The 21,128-nt window shown below is 66.5% G+C and carries 16 protein-coding genes; 3 read left to right on the forward strand and 13 right to left on the reverse strand.

Annotated features, from left to right (window positions below):
• Positions 1 to 47: 47 nt before the first annotated feature.
• The 12 genes from P2Q66_RS21285 to P2Q66_RS21340 all read right to left on the reverse strand — a co-directional run bounded on the left by P2Q66_RS21285 (position 48) and on the right by P2Q66_RS21340 (position 15,186).
• Positions 48 to 674 carry a superoxide dismutase gene (locus tag P2Q66_RS21285; RefSeq protein WP_115523408.1) on the reverse strand — a complete coding sequence of 209 codons (627 nt, stop codon included), beginning with the start codon at positions 672 to 674 and terminating at the stop codon, positions 48 to 50.
• Positions 675 to 774: 100 nt separating this feature from the next.
• Positions 775 to 1,755 carry a DNA-binding protein WhiA gene (gene whiA / locus P2Q66_RS21290; protein ID WP_079596039.1) on the reverse strand — a complete coding sequence of 327 codons (981 nt, stop codon included), beginning with the start codon at positions 1,753 to 1,755 and terminating at the stop codon, positions 775 to 777.
• 9 nt (positions 1,756 to 1,764) lie between these two features.
• Positions 1,765 to 2,784, reverse strand: a complete 1,020-nt coding sequence (gene yvcK / locus P2Q66_RS21295; protein ID WP_079596038.1) for a uridine diphosphate-N-acetylglucosamine-binding protein YvcK — start codon at positions 2,782 to 2,784, stop codon at positions 1,765 to 1,767.
• The gene (rapZ, locus tag P2Q66_RS21300; protein ID WP_079596037.1) at positions 2,784 to 3,707 is read right to left on the reverse strand and encodes an RNase adapter RapZ; all 924 of its coding nucleotides are present in this window, start codon (positions 3,705 to 3,707) and stop codon (positions 2,784 to 2,786) included. Before rapZ ends, yvcK begins: the two co-directional genes overlap by 1 nt.
• A gap of 71 nt (positions 3,708 to 3,778) precedes the next feature.
• Positions 3,779 to 5,827, reverse strand: coding sequence for an excinuclease ABC subunit UvrC (uvrC, locus tag P2Q66_RS21305; RefSeq protein ID WP_275731345.1), 2,049 nt, complete (start codon positions 5,825 to 5,827; stop codon positions 3,779 to 3,781).
• A gap of 68 nt (positions 5,828 to 5,895) precedes the next feature.
• On the reverse strand, positions 5,896 to 6,564 hold the full coding sequence (locus P2Q66_RS21310; protein WP_275731346.1) for a lysophospholipid acyltransferase family protein: 669 nt from the start codon (positions 6,562 to 6,564) through the stop codon (positions 5,896 to 5,898).
• Positions 6,551 to 7,267, reverse strand: coding sequence for an HAD hydrolase-like protein (locus P2Q66_RS21315; RefSeq protein ID WP_275731347.1), 717 nt, complete (start codon positions 7,265 to 7,267; stop codon positions 6,551 to 6,553). The genes P2Q66_RS21310 and P2Q66_RS21315 overlap by 14 nt, the downstream gene beginning before the upstream one ends.
• A 69-nt stretch (positions 7,268 to 7,336) precedes the next feature.
• Entirely contained in the window at positions 7,337 to 10,261 is a 2,925-nt protein-coding gene (uvrA, locus tag P2Q66_RS21320) for an excinuclease ABC subunit UvrA (protein ID WP_275731349.1), read from the reverse strand.
• Between the two features lie 49 nt (positions 10,262 to 10,310).
• Positions 10,311 to 10,691, reverse strand: a complete 381-nt coding sequence (locus tag P2Q66_RS21325; RefSeq protein WP_275731351.1) for a GntR family transcriptional regulator — start codon at positions 10,689 to 10,691, stop codon at positions 10,311 to 10,313.
• A complete protein-coding gene (locus P2Q66_RS21330; RefSeq protein ID WP_275731358.1) occupies positions 10,688 to 12,406 on the reverse strand; it encodes an ABC transporter ATP-binding protein in 1,719 nt (572 codons plus the stop codon). The genes P2Q66_RS21325 and P2Q66_RS21330 overlap by 4 nt, the downstream gene beginning before the upstream one ends.
• Before the next feature lie 86 nt (positions 12,407 to 12,492).
• Entirely contained in the window at positions 12,493 to 14,247 is a 1,755-nt protein-coding gene (locus P2Q66_RS21335) for an ABC transporter ATP-binding protein (protein WP_275731361.1), read from the reverse strand.
• Positions 14,248 to 14,406: 159 nt separating this feature from the next.
• The gene (locus P2Q66_RS21340) at positions 14,407 to 15,186 is read right to left on the reverse strand and encodes a trans-aconitate 2-methyltransferase (protein ID WP_275731352.1); all 780 of its coding nucleotides are present in this window, start codon (positions 15,184 to 15,186) and stop codon (positions 14,407 to 14,409) included.
• 96 nt (positions 15,187 to 15,282) lie between these two features.
• Here P2Q66_RS21340 and P2Q66_RS21345 point away from each other — a divergent pair, with 96 nt between their 5' ends.
• From P2Q66_RS21345 to P2Q66_RS21355, 3 genes are all read left to right on the forward strand, one after another.
• Entirely contained in the window at positions 15,283 to 17,826 is a 2,544-nt protein-coding gene (locus tag P2Q66_RS21345) for a DEAD/DEAH box helicase (protein ID WP_275731355.1), read from the forward strand.
• 52 nt (positions 17,827 to 17,878) lie between these two features.
• Complete coding sequence (locus P2Q66_RS21350; RefSeq protein ID WP_275731356.1) at positions 17,879 to 18,379, forward strand: GNAT family N-acetyltransferase; 501 nt, start codon at positions 17,879 to 17,881, stop codon at positions 18,377 to 18,379.
• A gap of 103 nt (positions 18,380 to 18,482) precedes the next feature.
• Positions 18,483 to 19,754 carry an alpha/beta fold hydrolase gene (locus tag P2Q66_RS21355; RefSeq protein ID WP_275731363.1) on the forward strand — a complete coding sequence of 424 codons (1,272 nt, stop codon included), beginning with the start codon at positions 18,483 to 18,485 and terminating at the stop codon, positions 19,752 to 19,754.
• Here the strand turns inward: P2Q66_RS21355 and P2Q66_RS21360 are convergent.
• Complete coding sequence (locus P2Q66_RS21360; protein ID WP_275731366.1) at positions 19,740 to 21,104, reverse strand: MFS transporter; 1,365 nt, start codon at positions 21,102 to 21,104, stop codon at positions 19,740 to 19,742. The genes P2Q66_RS21355 and P2Q66_RS21360 overlap by 15 nt on opposite strands.
• Positions 21,105 to 21,128 lie beyond the last annotated feature (24 nt).

Raw genomic sequence — 21,128 nt, forward strand, 5'->3', positions numbered from 1 at the left:
TTAAGTCCGAATGTGAAGTTTGTTACACACGCGTGTGGCGGTGCTCACTACCGTACGGTGATGAGTCCCGTGGCGTTGCTGCGTGCTGCCTCGAACCGCTTGGCGACGTCGGCCCAGTTGACGATGTTCCAGAACGCCTTGACGTAGTCAGCCTTGACGTTGACGTAGTCCAGGTAGAAGGCGTGCTCCCACATGTCGAGCATCAGCAGCGGGGTGGTGCCCAGCGCCACGTTGCCCTGCTGGTCGTACAGCTGCTCGATGACCAGGTTGCCACCGATGGGCTCGTAGGCCAGGAAGCCCCAGCCCGAACCCTGCAGGCCCAGGGCAGCTGCGGAGAACTGTGCACGGAACGCGTCGAAGGAGCCGAAGGCGTCATCGATGGCTGCAGCCAGCTCACCTTCGGGCTTGTCGCCGCCGTCCGGGGAGAGGTTGTTCCAGAATACGGAGTGGTTGACGTGGCCGCCGGTGTGGAACGCGAGGTCCTTGGAGAGCCGGTTGATGTTGGCGAAGTCGCCCTTTTCGCGGGCTTCAGCCAGCTGTGCCAGGGCGTTGTTGGCGCCTGCCACGTAGGCTGCGTGGTGCTTGCTGTGGTGCAGCTCCATGATCCGCGCGGAAATGTGCGGTTCGAGGGCGGCGTAGTCGTAGCTGAGTTCCGGCAAAACGTACTCGGTCACAAAATCCTCCAATATCGTGGACACTCGGTCCGGGTGGTAACTCTCGGATTGTGCATCCGGACGGCGGGCGCCCGGAATTATTTTTGATTCTATGGGGCGCTCACTCGTCGAGCATTTCGGGCGTCACATTGGCATCGGTTCCGGGTATGCCAAGGTCAAGGGCCCGCTTGTCCGCCATCGCCAGGAGACGGCGGATCCGTCCTGCGATGGCGTCCTTGGTCATGACGGGATCGGCCAGCCGCCCCAGTTCGTCCAGGCTGGCCTGTTTGTGGGCAACGCGCAGTTCGCCCGCGTATTTCAGGTGCTCGGGAACGTCGTCGCCGAGGATCTCAAGGGCCCGGTCCACGCGCGCGCCCGCCGCGACGGCCGCCTGTGCCGAGCGGCGCAGGTTGGCGTCATCGAAGTTGGCGAGGCGGTTGGCGGTGGCCCGGACTTCCTTGCGCATCCGCCGTTCCTCCCAGACCATCAGTGCGTCGTGGGCACCCATGCGGGTGAGGAGGGCGGCGATGGTGTCGCCGTCGCGGATGACAACGCGGTCCACTCCCCTGACTTCGCGCGCCTTGGCCTGGATGTCCAGCCGGCGGGCGGCGCCCACAAGTGCCAGGGCTGATTCGGGGCCGGGGCAGGTGACCTCCAGGGAGGAGGAGCGGCCGGGTTCGGTGAGTGAGCCGTGCGCCAGGAAGGCGCCGCGCCAGACGGCCTCCGCATCCGCTGCCGAACCGTTGACGACGGCGGACGGCAACCCGCGCACGGGGCGGCCGCGGCCGTCCAGGAGGCCGGTCTGCCGGGCCAGCGCCTCGCCGTCGCGCACTACCCGGACCACATACCTGCTGGCGCGCCGCAGCCCGCCCGCCGAGACTACGATGATCTCGCTCTGGTGTCCGTAGACCTCGGCAATGGCCGACCGCAGCCGCCGCGCGGTGGACGCGAGGTCCACTTCGGCCTCGATGACGATCCGGCCGGAAATGATGTGGAGTCCGCCTGCGAAGCGGAGCATCGCGGAAACTTCCGCCTTGCGCACTGATGACTTCTTGATGTCCAGACGGGACAGTTCTTCCTTGACCGATGCTGTCAGTGCCATGGCACCTTCCTAACTGTTCCCAAAAATGTCCTGGTACGCCGTCGCCAGACGCAGGGGGTCATGGACGGGCCGGCGAACCGACGCCCCTACTTTACCCAAGACCACCTCGGCGCCGATCATCGCGGCTGCCTTCTCGAACTCCTGCCGGTCCGGAACGGAGGCGGGATCCGCCAGGACGACGTCCACGCTGAATTCCGGAGCGTAACGGCGCAGCACGTGGAGGTGGTCGGCGGCCGTCATGCCCGACGTTTCTTTGGTGTCCGTGGCGAGGTTCATGGTGAGGCAGCGTTTGGCTGGGGTGTGGCACAGCGCCTGCCGCATTTCGGGCAGGAGCAGGTGCGGGAGCACGGAGGTGTACCAGGAGCCCGGGCCCAGGATGACCCAGTCCGCGAGTTCGATGGCCGTGAGTGCTTCGGTGCAGGCCGGGGCGGCTTCCGGCAGGAGCCTCACCTGCTCCAGGGAACCTGCAACGGCGCACCGTGCCTGCCCGTGGATTGTCTGCAGCACGGATTCGCCGTCGGGTGCGGTGACCCGGACATCCCCTTCGATGGTCAGCGGCACGGTGGACATGGGCAGCACCTGGCCGCGCGCGCCGAGCAGTGCACCGGCCCACTTGAGGCCGGCGACGGCGTCGCCGAGCAGTTCCCAGAGGGTGACGATGAGCAGGTTCCCCATGGCGTGCTCGTCCAGGGAGCCGCCGGGGCCGTTGCCGGGACGGAAGCGGTGCTGCATGACGTCGCGCCAGGTGCGTCCCCAGTCCGTGTCGTCGCAAAGGGCTGACAGCGCCATGCGCAGGTCACCGGGCGGGAGGACGCCGTACTCCTCGCGCAGACGCCCGGAAGAGCCGCCGTCGTCCGCCACCGTCACGATGGCGGTGAGCTGGGAGGTGAGCAGGCGCAGCGCCGAAAGGGAGGCGGCCAGGCCGTGCCCGCCGCCGAGGGCGACCACATTGGGGCCTTTGTCCTGCTGCGCCGCCGCTGTCCCGGAGGCAGGCGGGACCAACGGCAGTGCGCCGGTGAACAGGGCCATTATTCGCGGCCCAGATCCCGGTGCGTGGTGGTCACCGTGACCCGCGGGTATTGCGCCAGCTTCTTGGAAAGTTCGACGGCGACGGCCACGGAGCGGTGCTTCCCTCCCGTGCAGCCCACGGCAATGGTGGCGTAGTGCTTGTTTTCCCGGCGGTAGCCGTCCAGGACGGGCTCGAGGGCCATGACGTAGCGGTCCACGAAGTTCTTGACGCCCTCGGCCTCGAGGACGTAGTCGCTGACGTCCTTGTCCAGCCCGGTGTGCGGGCGCAGCTGCGGCACCCAGTGCGGGTTGGGGATGAACCGGACGTCCGCCACGTAGTTGGAATCGACGGGCAGGCCGTACTTGAAGCCGAAGCTCATGATGTTGAGGCGGAGGGCTACCGGGCCGGTTTCGCTGAACAGTTCCGTGATGGCCGTGGCGAGGCCGTGGACGTTGTAGCCGGAGGTGTCCAGCACGACGTCGGAGCTGTCGCGCAGTTCCTGGAGCAGCTCGCGTTCCGCCGCGATGCCGTCGAGGATGCGTCCGCCGCCCTGCAGCGGGTGGGGCCGGCGCCCCTGCTCGAAGCGGCGGACCAGGACGTTGTCGCTGGCGTCTAGGAACAGTACGCGGAAGGTGACGCCGCTGGCGGCGAGGGCTCCCAGGGCAGCGCGGATGTCCGCGAAGAGGCCCTTGCTGCGGACGTCGATCACCACGGCCAGGCGCGGGATGGACTGTGGGGCGTGCGAGACGAGTTCGGCCAGCGTCCCCAGCATCTGCGGCGGCAGGTTCTCCACGACGTACCAGCCGTGGTCCTCGAGGGCGTCAGCGGCTGTACTCCGTCCGGCGCCGGACATCCCGGTGACCACCAGCAGCTCCGCTTCGAGCGGCTTTACGGGCTGCATCCCGTCAAGCCCGGCTCCGGATTCCGCCGTCGTGTCTGCCATTAAGTACGCCCCGTTTCTGTTGTTGTCACGCGGGGCGGCCGCACTGGCGGAAACCCCGCTCTTTACCCTAGCTAAGTTTCGATGATTTCGCCGGTGGTCATGTTGATGGCCGGTACCGTGGCTGCGGCCGGACCCTCGGCAGAAAAATGGGTCACGATGGCGCCGGCCAGTGCCGGTCCGATGCCCTTCGCCTGGGAAAGTTCCTCTGCGGTGGCGGCCTTGACGCCCTTGACGGACCCGAAATGGGCGAGCAGGGCCTTCCGCTTGGACGCGCCCAGCCCCGGCACGCCGTCCAGCGCGGAGACCGTCATGGCCTTTCCGCGCTTCTGCCGGTGGAACGTGATCGCGAAGCGGTGGGCTTCGTCGCGGATGCGCTGCAGCAGGTAGAGGCCCTGCGAGGTGCGGGGAAGGATGACCGGGAAGTCGCTGTCCGGAAGCCAGACCTCTTCGAGGCGCTTGGCCAGGCCCACAACGTAGACGTCATCGATGCCAAGGTCCGCGAGGGCGCGCGCTGCCGCGTTGACCTGCGGCTTGCCGCCGTCCACCACCACCAGGTTGGGCGGGTAGGCGAACTTTGCACGCGGTGCCGGGGTGGTGCTGTCCAGTACGGTGCCTTCGGGTGCCGGTGCCCTAGTTGGTTCGGTGGCCGGCGCTTCAGCGCCCAGCGGTTCAGGGCTCAGGGGCTCCGGGTTGAGCGCGGACTCGTCCACCTGCGCGGACTTGTCCTGCAGGTAGTGGCGGAACCGCCGCGTCAGGACGTCGTGCATGGCGGCGGTATCGTCCGCGGCTGCTGCTCCGGTGACGGAGAACTTGCGGTAATCGGACTTCTTGGGCAGACCGTCCTCCACCACCACCATGGAGGCCACCACGTTGGTTCCCTGGACGTGCGAAACGTCGAAGCATTCGATGCGCAGCAGCGGCACAGGCAGGTCCAGCGCTTCCTGAAGTTCCTGGAGCGCCTGCGACCTGACGGTCAGGTCTCCTGCCCGGCGGGTCTTGTGGAGTTTCAGCGCATGCTCTGCGTTTTCACGCACCGTGGACATCAGCGCTGCCTTGTCGCCGCGCTGCGGGACCCGGATGTCCACTTTGGCGCCCCGGATGCCGGCAAGCCACTCCGCCAGCTCCCCGGTGTTGCTGGGCTCCACCGGAACCAGCACTTCGCGGGGCAGCCGGCCGTGGCTGTCGCCGTCGCCGCCATAGACCTGCTGCAGGAGGTGCTCCACGAGGTCCGGGGTGGTGGAATCCTCCACTTTTTCCACGACCCAGCCGCGCTGGCCGCGGATCCTGCCGCCGCGGACGTGGAACACCTGCACGGCGGCTTCCAATTCGTCCTCGTGCAGGGCGAAGATGTCGGCGTCGGTGTCCTCCGCGAGCACCACGGCGTTGCGTTCGAAGACCTTGCGCAGGGCAGTGATGTCATCGCGGATCCTGGCTGCATGCTCGTAGTCGAGTTCAGCCACCGCTTCTGCCATCCGCTTTTCCAGCTTGGCGATGAAGCGCTTGGCCTCCCCGCCCATGAAGGCGCAGAAGTCCTCCGCCAGGGCCCGGTGGTCCTCCGGCGAGATGCGGCCCACGCAGGGTGCGGCGCATTTGTCGATGTAGCCCAGCAGGCACGGGCGCCCGCTGGCCTGGGCCCGTTTGAAGACGCCGGCGCTGCAGCTGCGCACCGGGAAGACCCGGAGCAGGGTGTCCATGGTTTCCCGGATGGCGCCCGCGGTGTAAGGGCCGAAGTAGCGGGTGCCCTTTTTCTTGTCACCGCGCATCACCTGGACGCGCGGGTACTTCTCCCCCATGGTCACTGCGAGGTAGGGGTAGGTTTTGTCGTCCCGGAACACCACGTTGAACCGCGGTTTGAATTCCTTGATCCAGGTGTATTCCAGCTGCAGCGACTCCAGCTCGCTGCCCACCACCGTCCATTCCACGCTGCTGGCGGCATGGACCATGGCGTAGGTTTTCGGCAGCAGCCCGGCAGGGTTGGCGAAGTAGGAGTTCAGCCGCGATCTGAGGCTCTTCGCCTTGCCCACGTAAATGACCCGGCCGTGGGGATCACGGAACCGGTAAACCCCGGGGTTGGTGGGAATCTCACCCGTCCTGGGCCTGTAACTCGCTGGATTTGCCACCTATATAGTCTACTGATCCGCGGCCGATGGCTTTGCCGTGCCGCTGACGGGCACCCCGTTGGCAGGGCCTACTCGATGACCTTGCTCTGGTTGTAGCTGGTGGACCGTTCCTGCCCGCTGAGTCCGGCGATGGCATCCATGATCCGGTCCGTCACTTCGCGCCGCGCAGGCAGCGAGTGGTCCGGCCCGGTCTTGTCGAAGTAGAGCGGCTCGCCCACCTTCATGGTGAAGTGCTGCGGCCGCACGCCCTTCTCGCCTGCCCGCTGCAGGTTTTCCGTCCCGATCAGGCCCACCGGGATCACAGGCGCCCCGGTGGTCAGCGCCAGCCATCCCACACCCGTGCGTCCGCGGTACAGGATGCCGTCGCGGGAGCGGGTGCCTTCCGGGTAGATGCCGATTCCCCGGCCGGATTCCAGGATGTCCATCAGGGTTTTGAGCGCCTGGACACTGGCGGCCTGCTCGCCGCGTTCCACGGGAATGGACCCCACCGATTCGAAGAAGGCCTTCATGGCCTTGCCCTTGACGCCGCCGGTGGTGAAGTATTCGGCCTTCGCGAAAAAGGCCACCGGGCGGGGCATCAGTGCCTGCACGATGACACTGTCAAAAAAGGACAGGTGGTTGGGAGCGACGATGAACGGCCCGTCGGTGGGGACGTTTTCAATGCCGACGACGGATGGCCGGCAGGTGCCGGCGATCAGGGTGCGGGTGGTCCAGCGGACGGCTTCAAACATTTCCATCGTTTGTCACCTCGCTCATGGCCGCGCTGTGGATGCCCTGCAGCCGGTCGATGGCCTGTGCCAGTTCTTCGGCAGTGCTGACGACCGCAACTGAACCGGCGGCCTCCAGTTCGCCGTCGGGCGCAAACCCCCACGCCACGCCGATGCAGTCGAGCCCGTTGGCGATGGCCCCGGAGACGTCCTGCGCCCGGTCCCCCACCATGATTGCGTGCTGGGTCTCGAGGTCCCGCAGTGCTGCGGCAATGATCTCGGTCTTCCCCAGGGGAACACCGTCCACGGCCGTTTCGTCATCCGCGGAGCCGCGGATGCTGAGGAACAGTCCGTCAATGCCGTGGTGGGCCAGGACCGTCCGGGCCAGGTTCTGCGGCTTTTGGGTTGCGACAGCCACCGGCCGGCCAGCGGCAGCGTAGGCCTTCAGCAGTTCCAGGATGCCCGGGTAAAGCCGGCTCTGGGCGATGCCGGTGGCCACGTAGTACTCCCGGTAGCGCCGGATGACCTCGTCCAGGAGGCCGGCCGGCACCTTGGCGACGTTGAGGAGCGAATCGCTCAGCTTCGGGCCGATCATCGCCTCGAGCAGGTCCTGGCCGGGGACGGGAAGCCCCAGCCCGCGGAGGGCTGAGGCGATTCCGTCTGTTATCCCACCGGCCGGATCGACAAGAGTGCCGTCCAGGTCAAAGATCACGGGCACTGTTGTTGAAGTCACCGGGTTAGTTTCTCACGACAGAAGCAGTGCCTGAAACTCGCATGCCTGCAGCGGAATACTTCTCCTGCCTTAGCCCAGGATTTCGGCCAGGAAGGTGGCCGTGTGGCTGGTGGTGGAGGTGGCTACCTGCTCCGGCGTGCCGGTGGCAACGACCTGGCCGCCGCCGGAGCCGCCGTCGGGCCCAAGATCCACGATCCAGTCCGCGCTCTTGATGACATCCAGGTTGTGCTCGATGGTGATGACCGTGTTGCCTTTGTCCACCAGCCCCTGCAGGACCATCAGCAGCTTGCGGATGTCCTCGAAGTGCAGGCCGGTGGTGGGCTCGTCCAGGACGTACACGCTGCGGCCGTTGGACCGCTTCTGCAGTTCAGCCGCCAGCTTGACGCGCTGCGCCTCACCGCCGGAAAGCGTGGTGGCGGGCTGGCCGAGCCGGACGTACCCCAGGCCCACGTCCACGAGCGTGTTCAGGTGCCGTGCGATGGGCGAGAACGCCGCAAAGAACTCGGCGCCCTCCTCGATGGGCATGTTGAGGACATCCGCGATGGTTTTGCCCTTGTAGTGCACTTCCAGGGTTTCCCTGTTGTAGCGCGCACCGTGGCATACCTCGCACGGGACGTAGACGTCCGGCAGGAAGTTCATCTCGATCTTCAGTGTGCCGTCACCGGAGCAGGCTTCGCACCGGCCGCCCTTGACGTTGAAGGAGAAGCGGCCGGGAAGGTAGCCCCGGACCTTGGCTTCGGTGGTCTCCGCGAAGAGCTTGCGGATGTTGTCGAACACGCCGGTGTAGGTGGCGGGGTTGGAGCGGGGCGTCCGCCCGATGGGGCTCTGGTCCACGTGGACCACCTTGTCCAGGTGCTCCAGCCCGCGGATGGTCTTGTGCCGCCCCGCTACCTGCTTGGCACCGTTAAGCTTGTTGGCCAGCACCTTGTACAGGATCTCGTTGACAAGGGTGGACTTGCCCGAGCCGCTCACGCCCGTCACCGCGGTGAAGAGGCCAAGCGGGAACGCCGCGTCCACGTTAACCAGGTTGTTTTCCCGCGCACCCACCACCTTGAGTTCGCGCTTTTTGTCGTACTTGCGGCGCTTCTTCGGCACTTCGATGCTCTTGCGGCCCGACAGGTAATCGCCGGTCAGCGATGCGGTGTTCTCGAGGAGCTCCTTGTAGGAGCCGGAGTGGACTACCTGGCCGCCGTGTTCACCGGCGCCCGGTCCGATGTCCACGATCCAGTCGGCAACATGGATGGTGTCCTCGTCGTGTTCCACGACGATGAGGGTGTTGCCCATGTCCCGGAGCCGGGTAAGGGTGTCGATAAGGCGCCGGTTGTCGCGCTGGTGCAGCCCGATGGAAGGCTCGTCCAGCACGTAAAGCACGCCCACCAGGCCCGAGCCGATCTGGGTGGCGAGCCGGATGCGCTGCGCCTCGCCGCCGGAGAGAGTGGCGGATGGGCGTTCCAGGTTCAGGTATTCCAGCCCCACGTCCAGGAGGAACGTCAGGCGTGCCTGAATCTCCTTGAGCACCTGGTGTGCGATCTGTGCTTCGCGGCCGGTCAGGACCAGGTTGTTCAGGAACTCTGCGCAGTCGCGCATGGGAAGGGCCGCGACGTCGGCGATGGACTTGCCGTTGATGAGCACCGACAGGGACGCAGGATTGAGGCGCGCGCCATTGCAGGCGGGGCAGGGAATCTGCCGCATGTACTCTTCGTAGCGGTCGCGGGCCCAGTCGGAATCGGTCTCGCCGTGCTTGCGGTGGACGTACTGGATGGCCCCTTCAAAGCCGGTGCTGTACTTGCGTTCCCGGCCGAAGCGGTTGCGGTACTGCACCACCACTTTGTGGTCCTTGCCGTGCAGGACGGTCTGGCGGACGTCCTTGCCCAGCTTTTCCCAGGGGGTGTCCATCGAAAACCCGAGTTCCTTGGCGAGGCCCTCCAGGAGCCGGTTCCAGTACTCGGTGGTGGCTGTTCCCAGCGACCAGGGGGCGATGGCGCCCTCGGACAAGGACAACTCGGGGTTGGGGACGATGAGTTCCTCATCCACCTCGAGCCGGGTGCCGATGCCGCTGCAGGCGGCGCAGGCGCCGAAAGGGTTGTTGAAGGAGAAGGACCGTGGCTCGATCTCGTCGATGGCAAGCGGATGCTCGTTGGGGCAGGCCAGGTTTTCGGAGAAGGCGCGGATCCGCGCGGGGTCGTCCGCCTCAAGGTCCACGAACTCTGCCAGGACGCGGCCCTCGGCCAGGCCCAGGGCGGTTTCGATGGAGTCGGTGAGGCGCTGGCTGATGCCTTCCTTGACCACGAGGCGGTCCACCACCACTTCGATGGTGTGCTTGAACTGCTTGCCCAGCTTGGGCGGATCGCTCAGCTGGACAAGGTCGCCGTCCACCCTGGCACGCGAATAGCCCTTGGCGGTGAGCTCCTTGAAGAGATCGACGAATTCGCCCTTGCGTCCACGCACCACCGGTGCGAGGACCTGGAAACGGGTGCCTTCGTCGAGCTCCAGGAGCTGGTCGACGATCTGCTGCGGAGTCTGCTTGGCCACCGGCTCACCACAGACCGGGCAGTGCGGCCGTCCCACGCGTGCCCAGAGGAGCCGCATGTAGTCGTAGATCTCGGTGATGGTGCCCACGGTGGAGCGCGGGTTCTTGCTGGTGGACTTCTGGTCGATGGAGACTGCCGGCGAGAGTCCTTCGATGAAGTCGACGTCGGGCTTGTCCACCTGGCCGAGGAATTGCCGGGCGTAGGCGGACAGGGACTCCACGTAGCGGCGCTGGCCTTCGGCGAAGATCGTGTCGAACGCGAGGGAGGACTTGCCGGAGCCGGAGAGTCCGGTGAAGACGATCATCGCGTCGCGCGGCAGGTCGAGGTCCACGTTGCGCAGGTTGTGCTCCCGGGCGCCCTTCACCACGAGGCGGGAGAGGTCCGGCCGCTGAAGTGTGGCAGCGGAGGGCACGGCGACGGAAGCGGATTGGATGGAGGATTCTTCAGCTACGGCTTTAGGCACCCCATAATGCTAATCGAAAACTTCTTCGAACATCCACGCGGCGGCGCGCTCAGCCGGCGTCGTAGGCTGCCGCGAGCAGCTTCACCGCTTCCGCGAACGTGGCGCCCTGCGACTTTGCGGCGTCGGCATAGGCCGCGGCAGCTGCGGAGAGCCCGCTGAGGCGTTCGTCACGTGCACACACCACGGTCCCGTTCCTCCCCCGCGTGGCAACAATGCCGGCCGCTTCCAATTCCTTATAGGCCCGGGCGACAGTGTGCGGCGCCACGTCCAGGCGCTCCGCAAGGACCCGGACGGCGGGAAGCCGGGTGCCCGGGGGCAGCGCGCCGCTGTCCGCCAGGTGGATGATCCGGAGCCGCAGCTGTTCAAACAGAGCCACGGTGCTGCCGGCGTTGGGTTTCCAGTCCCCCGGGAAGTCGGGAGTGGTTTTCACAGCCCCGCCTCAAGGACCCCGGTACGCCTGGGACTGGCGGAGAACTGGGCGTTGTAGAGCCGCGCGTAGTAGCTGTTTGCCGCCAGGAGGCTCTGGTGGGTGCCCTGCTCAACGATGCGTCCGTGGTCCATGACCAAGATTAGATCAGCGTTCCGCACCGTGGACAAACGGTGGGCAATCACGAAGCTCGTCCTGCCATGGCGCAGCCGCCGCATTGCCTGCCGGATCAGCAGTTCGGTCCTGGAGTCCACCGAACTTGTCGCCTCGTCCAGGATCAGGACCGGCCGCCCTGCCAGTTCGGCCCGGGCAATGGTGATGAGTTGCCGCTGGCCCTGGCTGAGGGGTTCGCCGCCGTTCTCCAGCACGGTGTCGTACCCGCCGGGGAGGGAACGGACGAAGCGGTCCACGTAGCTGGCCTCCGCCGCGGCCAGGATCCCGGCCTCGGTGGCACCGGGCAGCCCGTAGGCGATGTTCTCCCTGATGGTGCCGGCGAAGAGCCACGCATCCTGGAGCACCACCCCGAACTGCCCCCGCAGCCGGTCTGTGGAGATGGTGGCAGTATCAATGCCTCCCAGGGTGATTCGGCCCGAACCCGGTTCGCAGAAGCGCAACAGGAGATTCACCACAGTGGTTTTTCCGGCTCCGGTGTGGCCGACGATGGCCACCGTTTGTCCCGGCTCCGCGGTGAACGAAAGGTTGCGCACGGCAGGCGGCGAGCCGGGGTACCCGAAGGTCACGTCCTCGAAGACGATGGTTCCATCCTCGGGGACGGGCGTCTCCCCGCCCCTTTGCGCGGGGTCCTCCTCCGCGTCCAGCAGGGCGAACACGCGGGCAGCGGACGCAGCGCATGACTGGATGAGGTTGAGCAGGCCGCCAATCTGCCCGACGGGCTGGCTGAAGAGCCTGCTGAACTGGATAAACGCCTGGATGCCGCCGATGGTCATCGCTCCCGCAATGACCTGCAAAGCGCCGACAACTGCAACGGCGATGTAATTCAGGTTGGCCATCAGCACCATCAGGGGCTGGACCACCCCGGCCGAGTACTGGGCTTTGGTGGCCGCGCGCGCCAGCCGCCGGTTGCTTTGGGCGAAAATGTCGGCGGCCCGGGACTGCTGCCCGAAGGCCTTGATGACTTCGTGGCCGGTGATGAACTCCTCAACGTGCGCGTTGAGCTCCCCGGTTTCCTTCCACTGCCGTTCAAAGTGCGCCTGTGACCGGCGCGCAACGAGAACGGTGATGCAGGTGGAGAGGGGCACGCTGGCAAGAGCTATGGCCGCCAGCATGGGCGAGATCCACAACATCATGGCCAGCGATCCGCACAGCATCAGCACGGACATGATCAGTTGCGTGAGGAGCTGGTTCATGGCCTGTGAGATGTTGTCGATGTCGTTGGTTGCCCGGCTCAGGACATCGCCCCGGGAACGCTCACTGAAATAGGTGGACGGCAGGCGGTGCAGCTTGTCCTCCACCGCAGCCCGCAGCCCGTACATCAGCCCCTGCACGGAGCGGGCCGTCAGGGCGCCCTGGATCCAGTTGAAGACGGACGCGAAGACGTACATCACCGCCACAGTGGACAGCAGGATGACCAGGCGTTCCTGGTCGGTGGTGCCCAGGAAGATACCGTTCACGACGACGTCGGTGGCGTCGCCGAGATACTTCGGAGCTGCCACGTTGAGGCCCGCGAAAGCGCAGGTGGCTGCCACTGCGCCGAGCATGAGGTGCCGGAACGGGCGCAGCAGCCCAAGCAGCCTGCCCGATGTGCGCCAGAACCCGTCCGAGGATGTCCCGACGGCGGCCGTCGTCACAGCGGTCCGTCCAGTGCCAGCTGCGATTCGGCGATCTCGCGGTACGTGCGGGATGTTTCCAGCAGCCCGTGGTGGGTCCCCTGTGCCACGATGCGCCCGCCGTCGAGCACCAGGATCAGGTGTGCGCCCTCCACAGCCGAAACACGCTCTGCCACAACAATCACCGTGGCTGACGCAAGTTCCGCGTCCAACGCCTGCCGCAGCCTGGTGTCCGTGTCGTAGTCCAGCGCCGAAAAACTGTCATCAAAGAGATAAAGGGGCGCTGCGCGCAGCAGGGCACGCGCCATGCACAGGCGCTGCCGCTGCCCTCCGGACAGCGTGGTTCCGCCCTGGCCCACAGGCGTCGCCAGCCCCAAGGGCAGGTCGCGCATGAAGCGCATGGTCTGCGCCTTCTCCAGGACTGCCCAGAGTTCCTCGTCTGATGCGTCGGGGGCAGCCATGCGGAGGTTGTCGGCAATAGTGCCCGAAAACAGATGGGAGTGCTGGGGGACGATGGACATGGCCCCGCGAAGCGTGTCCAGCGGCAGCTCCTTAATGTTCACGCCATCCAGCCGGATCTCCCCCTCGGTGGAATCAAGGAAACGCGGGATCAGGTTCAGGAGCGTTGATTTTCCACTGCCCGTGGATCCCACGATGGCAGTGGTGGTGCCCGGCATGGCCGTAAAGCTGATTCCGGAGAGGACCGGTGCTTCTGCCCCTGGGTAGGAAAATCCGACCCCCCTGAACTCAAGGGTTCCCGGCTGCGCGGACGCGGCCGGCCAGCCGGCCGGAGCGGCGTGAAGGGTATGCGCAGGGGGGCCCGCGGACTCACGCACCGAGGGTTCGGTGTCCAGGACGGCGGTGATCCGCTCCGCGCACGCGGCGGCGCGGGGTGCCGTCATCAGGACGTACATGGCCATCATGATGGCCAGCAGGATCTGCATGATGTAGCTGATGAAGGCCGTGAGCGCACCAATGTTCATCTGGCCCGACTGGATGCGCTGGCCGCCGAACCACACAACTGCCACCGACGACAGGTTCACCACCAGCATGATCAGCGGCAGCATGGCCGCCACCAGCAGAGCAGACTGCAGATTGTTGGCAGTAAGGCTGCTGTTCGCCCGCGCGAAGCGCCCAATCTCATGCTCCTGGCGCACAAAGGAACGGATCACCCCGGCACCGATAATCTGCTCACGCAGGATGCCGCCCGCCTTGTCCAGCAGGTCCTGCCCTTGTCGGTAGAGCGGGACCAGGCGCCGGACGATCAGGGACATGATCAGCAGGAGCAACGGCACAACGACGATGACCACTGCGGACAGCCCCACGTCCTGCTGCAGGGCGAGGACAATGCCGCCCAGCCCCATCGCGGGCCCGGCGATCAGCATGGTGAACACCAGCACCGCGAATGCCTGGATCTGCTGGGTGTCGTTGGTTGCCCGCGTGGCCAGGCTCTGCGCCCCGAAGCGTGCCACCTCCTGGGAGGACAGCGACTGGATGCTCGAAAAAATCTCCGCCCGGAGCCGGCGCCCCATCCCCATGGCCGTTACAGCCCCAAGGTAGCCGGCCCCGATGGCCGCGCCGGCCTGGACCGCAGCGATGCCCGCCATCAGGACCCCGAGGCGGGAAATCACCCCGGTGTTGCCGGCCACAATGCCGTCGTCGATGATCGCGGCGTTCACGGTGGGCAGCAGGAGGTTCGCGGCGGCCTGGACCAACTGCAGGAGCACGATGGCGGCGAGGTGCCATCCATGACCCTTGAGGAGCCGCCCCATCAATCCGATCAGCAACGCACCTCCTGTAAGGTCAGGAAAGCCGACAACGATGGTCGCCTCCCCCAATTGGCCACGTTCGTCATTGTAGGCCAGATCACATTCAGCCGCCGTCAACAACATGACCAGTCCAGTAGAGATCATCCAGCGACTGGACGACGGTCACTCGTTCTTGCGGCCTACCGCGAAGATCCTGCGGAAAGGATAGATTGTGCCGTGCCTGCCCTGCGGATATGCCCCGCGCAGGGACGCAGCATACTCGGCTTCAAACTGGGCCCCGTCCTCCGGTGAGAGCACATTCAGCACGGGACGCAACGCGGTACCCCGGACCCACTCCAGGACCGGGTCCGGACCTGGCAGCACCTGCTGGTAGGTGGTTTCCCAGGCGTCTGCCGAGCACCCGGCGTCGAGCATGATGTCCAGGTAATCCGCCGGCTCCCCCACCGATTCGCCGCCGCGCAGCACGCCGAGGAGTTTCGGTGCCCACCGCTCCGAGGCGGCGAGGTCCCGCATCAGCGCATGGGACGGTGCGTTAAAGTTCCCCGGTACCTGCAGCGCGAACCAGGCGCCGGGGCGCAGTGCGGCCAGCCATGACCGCATCAACTCCTGGTGCCCGGGCACCCATTGAAGGGCCGCGTTGCTGACCACAACATCCGTCCCTGCCGGGGGCGTCCAATGGGTGATATCCGCCTGCTCAAAATGCAGCGACGGACGCCGTGCAGCGTGGTCCGCCGCCCTGGCCAGCATGTCCGCCGAGGCGTCCAGGCCCACCACTTCCGCGTCCGGCCAGCGTTCGGCGAGCGTTGCGGTGAGGTTCCCCGGGCCGCAGCCCAGGTCAACCACCCGGGCCGGCCTGTCGGCGTGGACCCTTCCGGTGAGGTCGAAAAACGGCCGGTCCCGGTGATCGCCGAACTGAACGTATTTGGCCGGATCCCATTCCATAGGCTTCTCCACTGTCTGGTGCTGTCACTGCTATCGCGAAGCCTAGCCCGGCCGGAACGGATTTCCCGGCGCGCCCTGGCACTAAGCTGGAAATCAATGAAACTCGTTGACCAGCTGACCCATCTGCCCGCCGGGAACCTCCAGGCCGCCGTCGACCCCGATGACCTGTACACCCGCTTCGTCGAGTGGACGGAAAGCCGTGGCTTGGCGCTGTATCCGGCCCAGGACGAAGCCATCATGGAACTGGCCACCGGGGCCAACGTCATCCTGGCCACCCCTACCGGCTCCGGCAAATCCCTGGTGGCCATCGCCGCGCATTTCCAGGCCATGGCGCAGGGCAGGCGCAGCTACTACACGGCGCCCATCAAGGCGCTGGTGTCAGAGAAGTTCTTTGCCCTGTGCGAGATCTTCGGCGCGGAGAACGTGGGAATGATCACCGGGGACTCCGGAGTCAACCAGGACGCGCCGATCATCTGCTGCACGGCTGAAATCCTGGCCAACACTGCTTTGCGCGAGGGTGCCGCAGCCGAGCTGGGCGCAGTCATCATGGACGAGTTCCACTTCTACTCGGACCCGCAGCGCGGCTGGGCCTGGCAAGTGCCGCTGCTGGAACTCCCGCAGGCCCAGTTCCTGCTGATGTCCGCGACGCTGGGCGACGTGGCGAGGTTCGAAAAGGAACTGACCGATCTGACCGGCCGCCCCACCACCACCGTGAGTTCGGCCGAACGGCCCATTCCGCTGCATTACTACTACCACGAGACCCCGGTCCACGAGACGCTGGAGGAGCTGCTCGCCACCAAGCAGGTCCCTGTCTATGTGGTGCACTTCAGCCAGATCGAGGCAATCGACCGGGCCCAGAACCTGATGAGCATCAATGTCTGCACCCGCGAGGAGAAGGACAAAATTGCCGAACTGATCGCGAACTTCCGGTTCGCCGCCGGCTTTGGCAAGACCCTCAACCGGCTGGTGCGCCATGGCATCGGCGTGCACCATGCAGGCATGCTGCCCAAGTACCGGCGGCTGGTGGAGCAGCTGGCCCAGGCGGGGCTGCTCAAAGTCATCTGCGGCACGGACACCCTCGGCGTGGGCATCAACGTCCCCATCCGCACGGTGCTGCTCACCGCCCTCAGCAAGTACGACGGCGTCCGCACCCGGCTGCTCAACTCGCGTGAGTTCCACCAAATTGCAGGGCGTGCCGGCCGCGCGGGATACGACACCGCCGGCACGGTGGTGGTCCAGGCCCCCGAGCACGTCACCGAAAACGTCAAAGCGATGGCCAAGGCCGTTGCCAAGTTCGGCGACGACCAGAAAAAGCTGCGCCAAGTGGTTAAGAAGAAGCCGCCGGAAGGTTTTGTGTCCTGGGGTGAGCCAACGTTCAAGCGGTTGGTGGAGTCGGTGCCGGATCCGCTGAGTTCAAGCTTCACGGTGACGCACGCCATGCTCATGAACCTGATGGAGCGGCCCGGGGATCCGTTTGCCGCCGCCCGCCGGCTGCTGACGGAAAACCACGAACCGCGGTCCTCCCAGCTGCGGCTGATGAAGAAGGCGCTGGGCATCTACCGGGAGCTGCTCGCTGCCGAAGTGGTGGAGCGGATACCCGAAGAGCAGCAGGGAGCGGACGGGCGCACGGTCCGGCTCACCGTGCACCTGCAGCCGAACTTCGCGCTCAACCAGCCGCTTTCCCCCTTCGCACTTGCCGCACTGGAGCTTCTTGACCCGGAGTCGCCGTCGTACGCCCTGGACGTGGTGTCCGTGATCGAGGCGACGCTGGAGAAGCCGCGCCAAATCCTTTCCGCCCAGCAGAAGAAGGCCCGCGGCGAAGCGGTGGCCGCCATGAAGGCGGACGGCATCGAGTACGACCAGCGGATGGCGATGCTGGACGAGGTCACGTACCCGCAGCCCCTCGCCGAGATCCTCGGTGAGGCATTCGAGGTATACCGGAAGGCTGCCCCGTGGGTGGGCGACTTTGAGCTGGCGCCCAAGTCAGTGGTGCGGGACATGTTCGAGCGTGCCATGAACTTCGGCGAGTTCGTGCAGTTCTATGGTCTGGCCCGTTCGGAGGGCATCGTGCTGCGGTACCTCGCGGACGCGTTCAAGGCGCTCCGGCAGACGGTTCCCCAGGACATGCTCCGCGATGACCTCGAAGACCTGATTGCCTGGCTGGGCGAACTGGTGCGCCAGGTTGACTCCAGCCTCCTGGACGAATGGGAGGAACTGGCCTCCGGTGCCGCTCCCACCCCGCACGACGCGCCGCCGCCTCCCCCGCCGTCGCTTACCTCGAACATCCGGGCCTTCCGGGTGATGGTCCGCAACGAGATGTTCCGCCGCGTGGAACTGTTCGCGGACGAGGACGCTGCGGCTCTCGGCGAGCTGGACGGCGCCTCCGGCTGGGACCGCGACCGGTGGGAAGACGTTCTCGATGACTACTTTGATGAGCATGACGACATTGGAACCGGGCCGGACTCCCGCGGCCCAAACCTGCTGATCATTACCGAGGAACCCGGAGTGTTGAAGGTACGGCAGATCTTCGATGATCCCGCAGGAAACCACGACTGGGGCATTTCCGCGGAGGTGGACCTTGCGGCGTCGGATGAGACCGGAACTGCCGTGGTGCGGGTGACCGACGTCAACCGGCTCTGACGCTGCCGCGGCCCTGCGGCAGCGGCGACAACCACGGCGGTAAGCTCGAACAATGAGCTTAATCCGCCCCGCAACAGAGCAAGACGTGCCCGCGATCCTGAGGATGATCCACGAACTGGCGCACTACGAGAAAGAACCGGACGCCGTCCGCAACACCCCGGAAATGCTGCGGCAGGTCCTCTTTGGGGAGAACCCGCGCGTCTTCGCCGCCATGGCTGAAAACGAAGCCGGCGACGTTCAGGGCTTCGCGCTGTGGTTCCTCAACTACTCCACGTGGGAGGGTGTGCACGGCATCTACCTGGAAGACCTGTACGTAAGCCCGGAGGCCCGCGGCGAAGGCCACGGCAAGGCCCTCCTGCAGCACCTCGCCGGGATTGCGGTGGAGAACGGCTATGCCCGGGTGGAATGGAGTGTCCTTGACTGGAACGAGCCGTCCATCAACTTCTACCGCAGCCTCGGCGCCAGGCCGATGGACGGGTGGTCCACCTTCCGCCTGACCGGAGATGCCCTGGAACAGTTCGGCAGCGCTGTCCCCGCCGCAGCCAATGGCTGACGTACGGCAGCCTGCCGCCGTCAAGGCCCTCACACGCCTGTTCCGTCCCGGGCAGGGAGCGACGGCGGGCCACGAGGTCCGGGCACGGCATGCCTTCCGGGGTATGCGCACAGTGGAGCATTACTTCACCGTGCCTTTGGACCACACGGCGTCCGCTGCCACTCCCGAGACCATCACCGTCTTCGCCCGCGAGTATGTATCGGCGGCGCACAGCGAGGAGGAAGCGCAAAACCTTCCCTGGCTGCTGTTCCTGCAGGGCGGACCGGGCGGCCGCGGCAACAGGTTCGGTTCCCTGGGCGGCTGGAGCAAGGCCGCGGCGAAGGACTTCCGTATCCTGATGCTTGACCAGCGGGGAACCGGGCTGTCCACACCGGTGGACCGGAACACCCTGCCGCTGCGCGGGTCAGCCGACGAGCAGGCCGCATACCTGGAACACTTCCGGGCTGATTCGATCGTGGCCGACGCCGAGCTGATCCGGAAAACGCTGGGCTCACCGCCCTGGAGCATCTACGGCCAGAGTTACGGCGGCTTCTGCGCGCTGACCTACCTGTCCTTCGCCCCGGAGGGACTGCGGGAAGTGCTCATCACCGGCGGCCTGGCGCCGCTGACGGGGCCGGCCGATGACGTCTACCGGGCCACGTTCCAGCGCGTGGCGGCGCGGAATGCAGAGTACTTCAGCTGGTACCCGGAGGACCGTGCCATGGTGGAACGGATTGCCCGCCACCTGCGGAGCACGCCGGAGTTCCTGCCCGACGGCGGACCGCTCACCGTGGAGCGCTTCCAAATGGCGGGGGCGTTCCTGGGCGGCAACACACGGGTGGACAGCCTGCATTACCTGCTGGAGGACGCCTTCACGGAGACTGCGGCAGGCCCCCGGCTCTCAGACCCCTTCCTGGAGCAGATGCAGGGCATCGTCTCGCGGCGTTCCAACCCGCTGTACGCCCTGATGCACGAATCCATCTACGGCCAGGGCCAGGCGACGGACTGGTCCGCCTGGCGGGTGCTGGACGAGTACCCGGAGTTCCGGCCGGACGCAGAACCGCTGTTGCTGACCGGCGAAATGGTCTACCCCTGGTACTTCGACCAGGACCCCGCGCTGCGTCCCCTCCGCAAGGTGGCCGGGCTGCTGGCCGCGAAGCAGGACTGGACGCCGCTCTATGACGTCCGGCAGCTCGCCGCAAACCGGGTTCCGGTGGCGGCGGCCGTCTACTCGGACGATATCTACGTGGACCGGAAGCTGTCCCTTGAAACGGCTGCTGCCGTCCGCGGGCTCCAGGTCTGGGAAACGGGCGACTTCCATCACGATGGCATCGCCGACGACGGTGAAGGGATCTTTGCCCGGCTGCTGGGGATGGCCAGGTCAGGCCGCCGCTGACGCCCGCCGCCGGGTAACGAGGGTCAGGAAGGCTGCCGCCAGGACGCAGGCGCCCACCACGCCACCGAGCATGTTGAGCCCCAGGTAACCGGTCCAGCTCAGGACCAGGCCGGAGACAGCCCCGCCCACAGCCCCGGCTGCCCCCATCAGCATGTCGGACACGCCCTGCACCACAACTTTGGCATCCTGCCCGACGCTCTCTGCCAGCAGGGTGGACCCGGAGACGGTGGCGGCCGACCAGCCCATGCCCAGCAGCACCAGGCCGACGGCCACCGCTGTGGTGGAGCCCTGGCCGAAGCCCGCCACGATGACGGCTGTAATCAGCAGGGCGAAGCCAATCATGATGGTCTCCGTCCTGCCCGCCTTGTCCGTCAGCCAGCCCATGACGGGTGACAGGGCGAACATGCCGGCAATGTGCAGAGAGATGGTGAAGCCGATGATCACCAGCACGTCGCCGGAGGCGGTATGCCCGGCGTGCGATGCGCCGGGGCCTTCCACCAGGTGCTGCAGGTGCAGGGGCGTCATGGACATGACGCCCACCATGACGGCATGGGCCGCGACGACGGCTGCCACGGCCAGGAGCGCCATCCGTGAGGCGCGGATGGCGCGCATGCCACGGGCCAGGGATCCGGGCGGCCTGCTGCCCTGGTTGGCCGCGGCGGCGACGCTCCCTGCCTGGGGCACTCCGGGTGCAGCCGGGCCTTCAGCCCGTGCGGCCAGTTCACGGGAGAGGAGGAGCGGGTCCGGCCGGAGTCCGACCCAAACGAGGACGGTTGCCACCAACAGTCCGGCGCCGGAGATGACGAACGGTCCGGCGACCGGCGGCAGCCCCAGGGCCGCGCCCACCACCGTGCCGGGCTGGATCAGGTTGGGGCCGGCGACGGCTCCGACAGTGACGGCCCAGACGACGGTTGACAGTGCCCTGCCGCGGTGCTCGCCGTCGGCAAGGTCGACGGCGGCAAAACGCGCCTGCAGGCTTGCGGCGGTCCCCACTCCAATGCCGGCCGCACCCAGCACCAGCAGGCCGAAGATTCCGGTCACGACGGCCAGGACCATCAGCACGGTGCCCACCAAGGCCGCGGACAAGCCCGCCAGCTGGCCCACCCGGCGTCCCCTGCGCTCCGCCAGTGAGGCCAGCGGCAGCGCCGCCAGGGCGGCGCCGAGGGTCATGACTGTTGCCACTGCACCGGCCCACGCGCTGGAGCCCGAGAGCTCAACGGCGAGGATGGAGCCTATGGAAACCGTGGCGCCCGTGCCAATTCCACCGAAGACCTGGGCCGCGGCCAGCAGCGCCACGGTACGCCGCTGTACCCGGCGCACGTCCTGTTCGCTCATCACTGTGGGGGCCATGGACAGAGCATAGTCCTCGGCGCC

The organism is Arthrobacter sp. Cr_A7 (genome assembly GCF_029222765.1).
Taxonomy (GTDB): domain Bacteria; phylum Actinomycetota; class Actinomycetes; order Actinomycetales; family Micrococcaceae; genus Arthrobacter.

Coding starts and splice junctions, on each gene's coding strand:
- whiA (WP_079596039.1), bottom strand. CDS start 1,755: ATGGCACTGACAGCATCGGTCAAGGAAGAACTGTCCCGTCTGGACATC.
- yvcK (WP_079596038.1), bottom strand. CDS start 2,784: ATGGCCCTGTTCACCGGCGCACTGCCGTTGGTCCCGCCTGCCTCCGGG.
- rapZ (WP_079596037.1), bottom strand. CDS start 3,707: ATGGCAGACACGACGGCGGAATCCGGAGCCGGGCTTGACGGGATGCAG.
- P2Q66_RS21310 (WP_275731346.1), bottom strand. CDS start 6,564: ATGGAAATGTTTGAAGCCGTCCGCTGGACCACCCGCACCCTGATCGCC.
- P2Q66_RS21330 (WP_275731358.1), bottom strand. CDS start 12,406: ATGCTCGGCGCAGTGGCAGCCACCTGCGCTTTCGCGGGCCTCAACGTG.
- P2Q66_RS21335 (WP_275731361.1), bottom strand. CDS start 14,247: ATGGGGCGGCTCCTCAAGGGTCATGGATGGCACCTCGCCGCCATCGTG.
- P2Q66_RS21340 (WP_275731352.1), bottom strand. CDS start 15,186: ATGGAATGGGATCCGGCCAAATACGTTCAGTTCGGCGATCACCGGGAC.
- P2Q66_RS21345 (WP_275731355.1), top strand. CDS start 15,283: ATGAAACTCGTTGACCAGCTGACCCATCTGCCCGCCGGGAACCTCCAG.
- P2Q66_RS21350 (WP_275731356.1), top strand. CDS start 17,879: ATGAGCTTAATCCGCCCCGCAACAGAGCAAGACGTGCCCGCGATCCTG.
- P2Q66_RS21355 (WP_275731363.1), top strand. CDS start 18,483: ATGCGCACAGTGGAGCATTACTTCACCGTGCCTTTGGACCACACGGCG.
- P2Q66_RS21360 (WP_275731366.1), bottom strand. CDS start 21,104: ATGGCCCCCACAGTGATGAGCGAACAGGACGTGCGCCGGGTACAGCGG.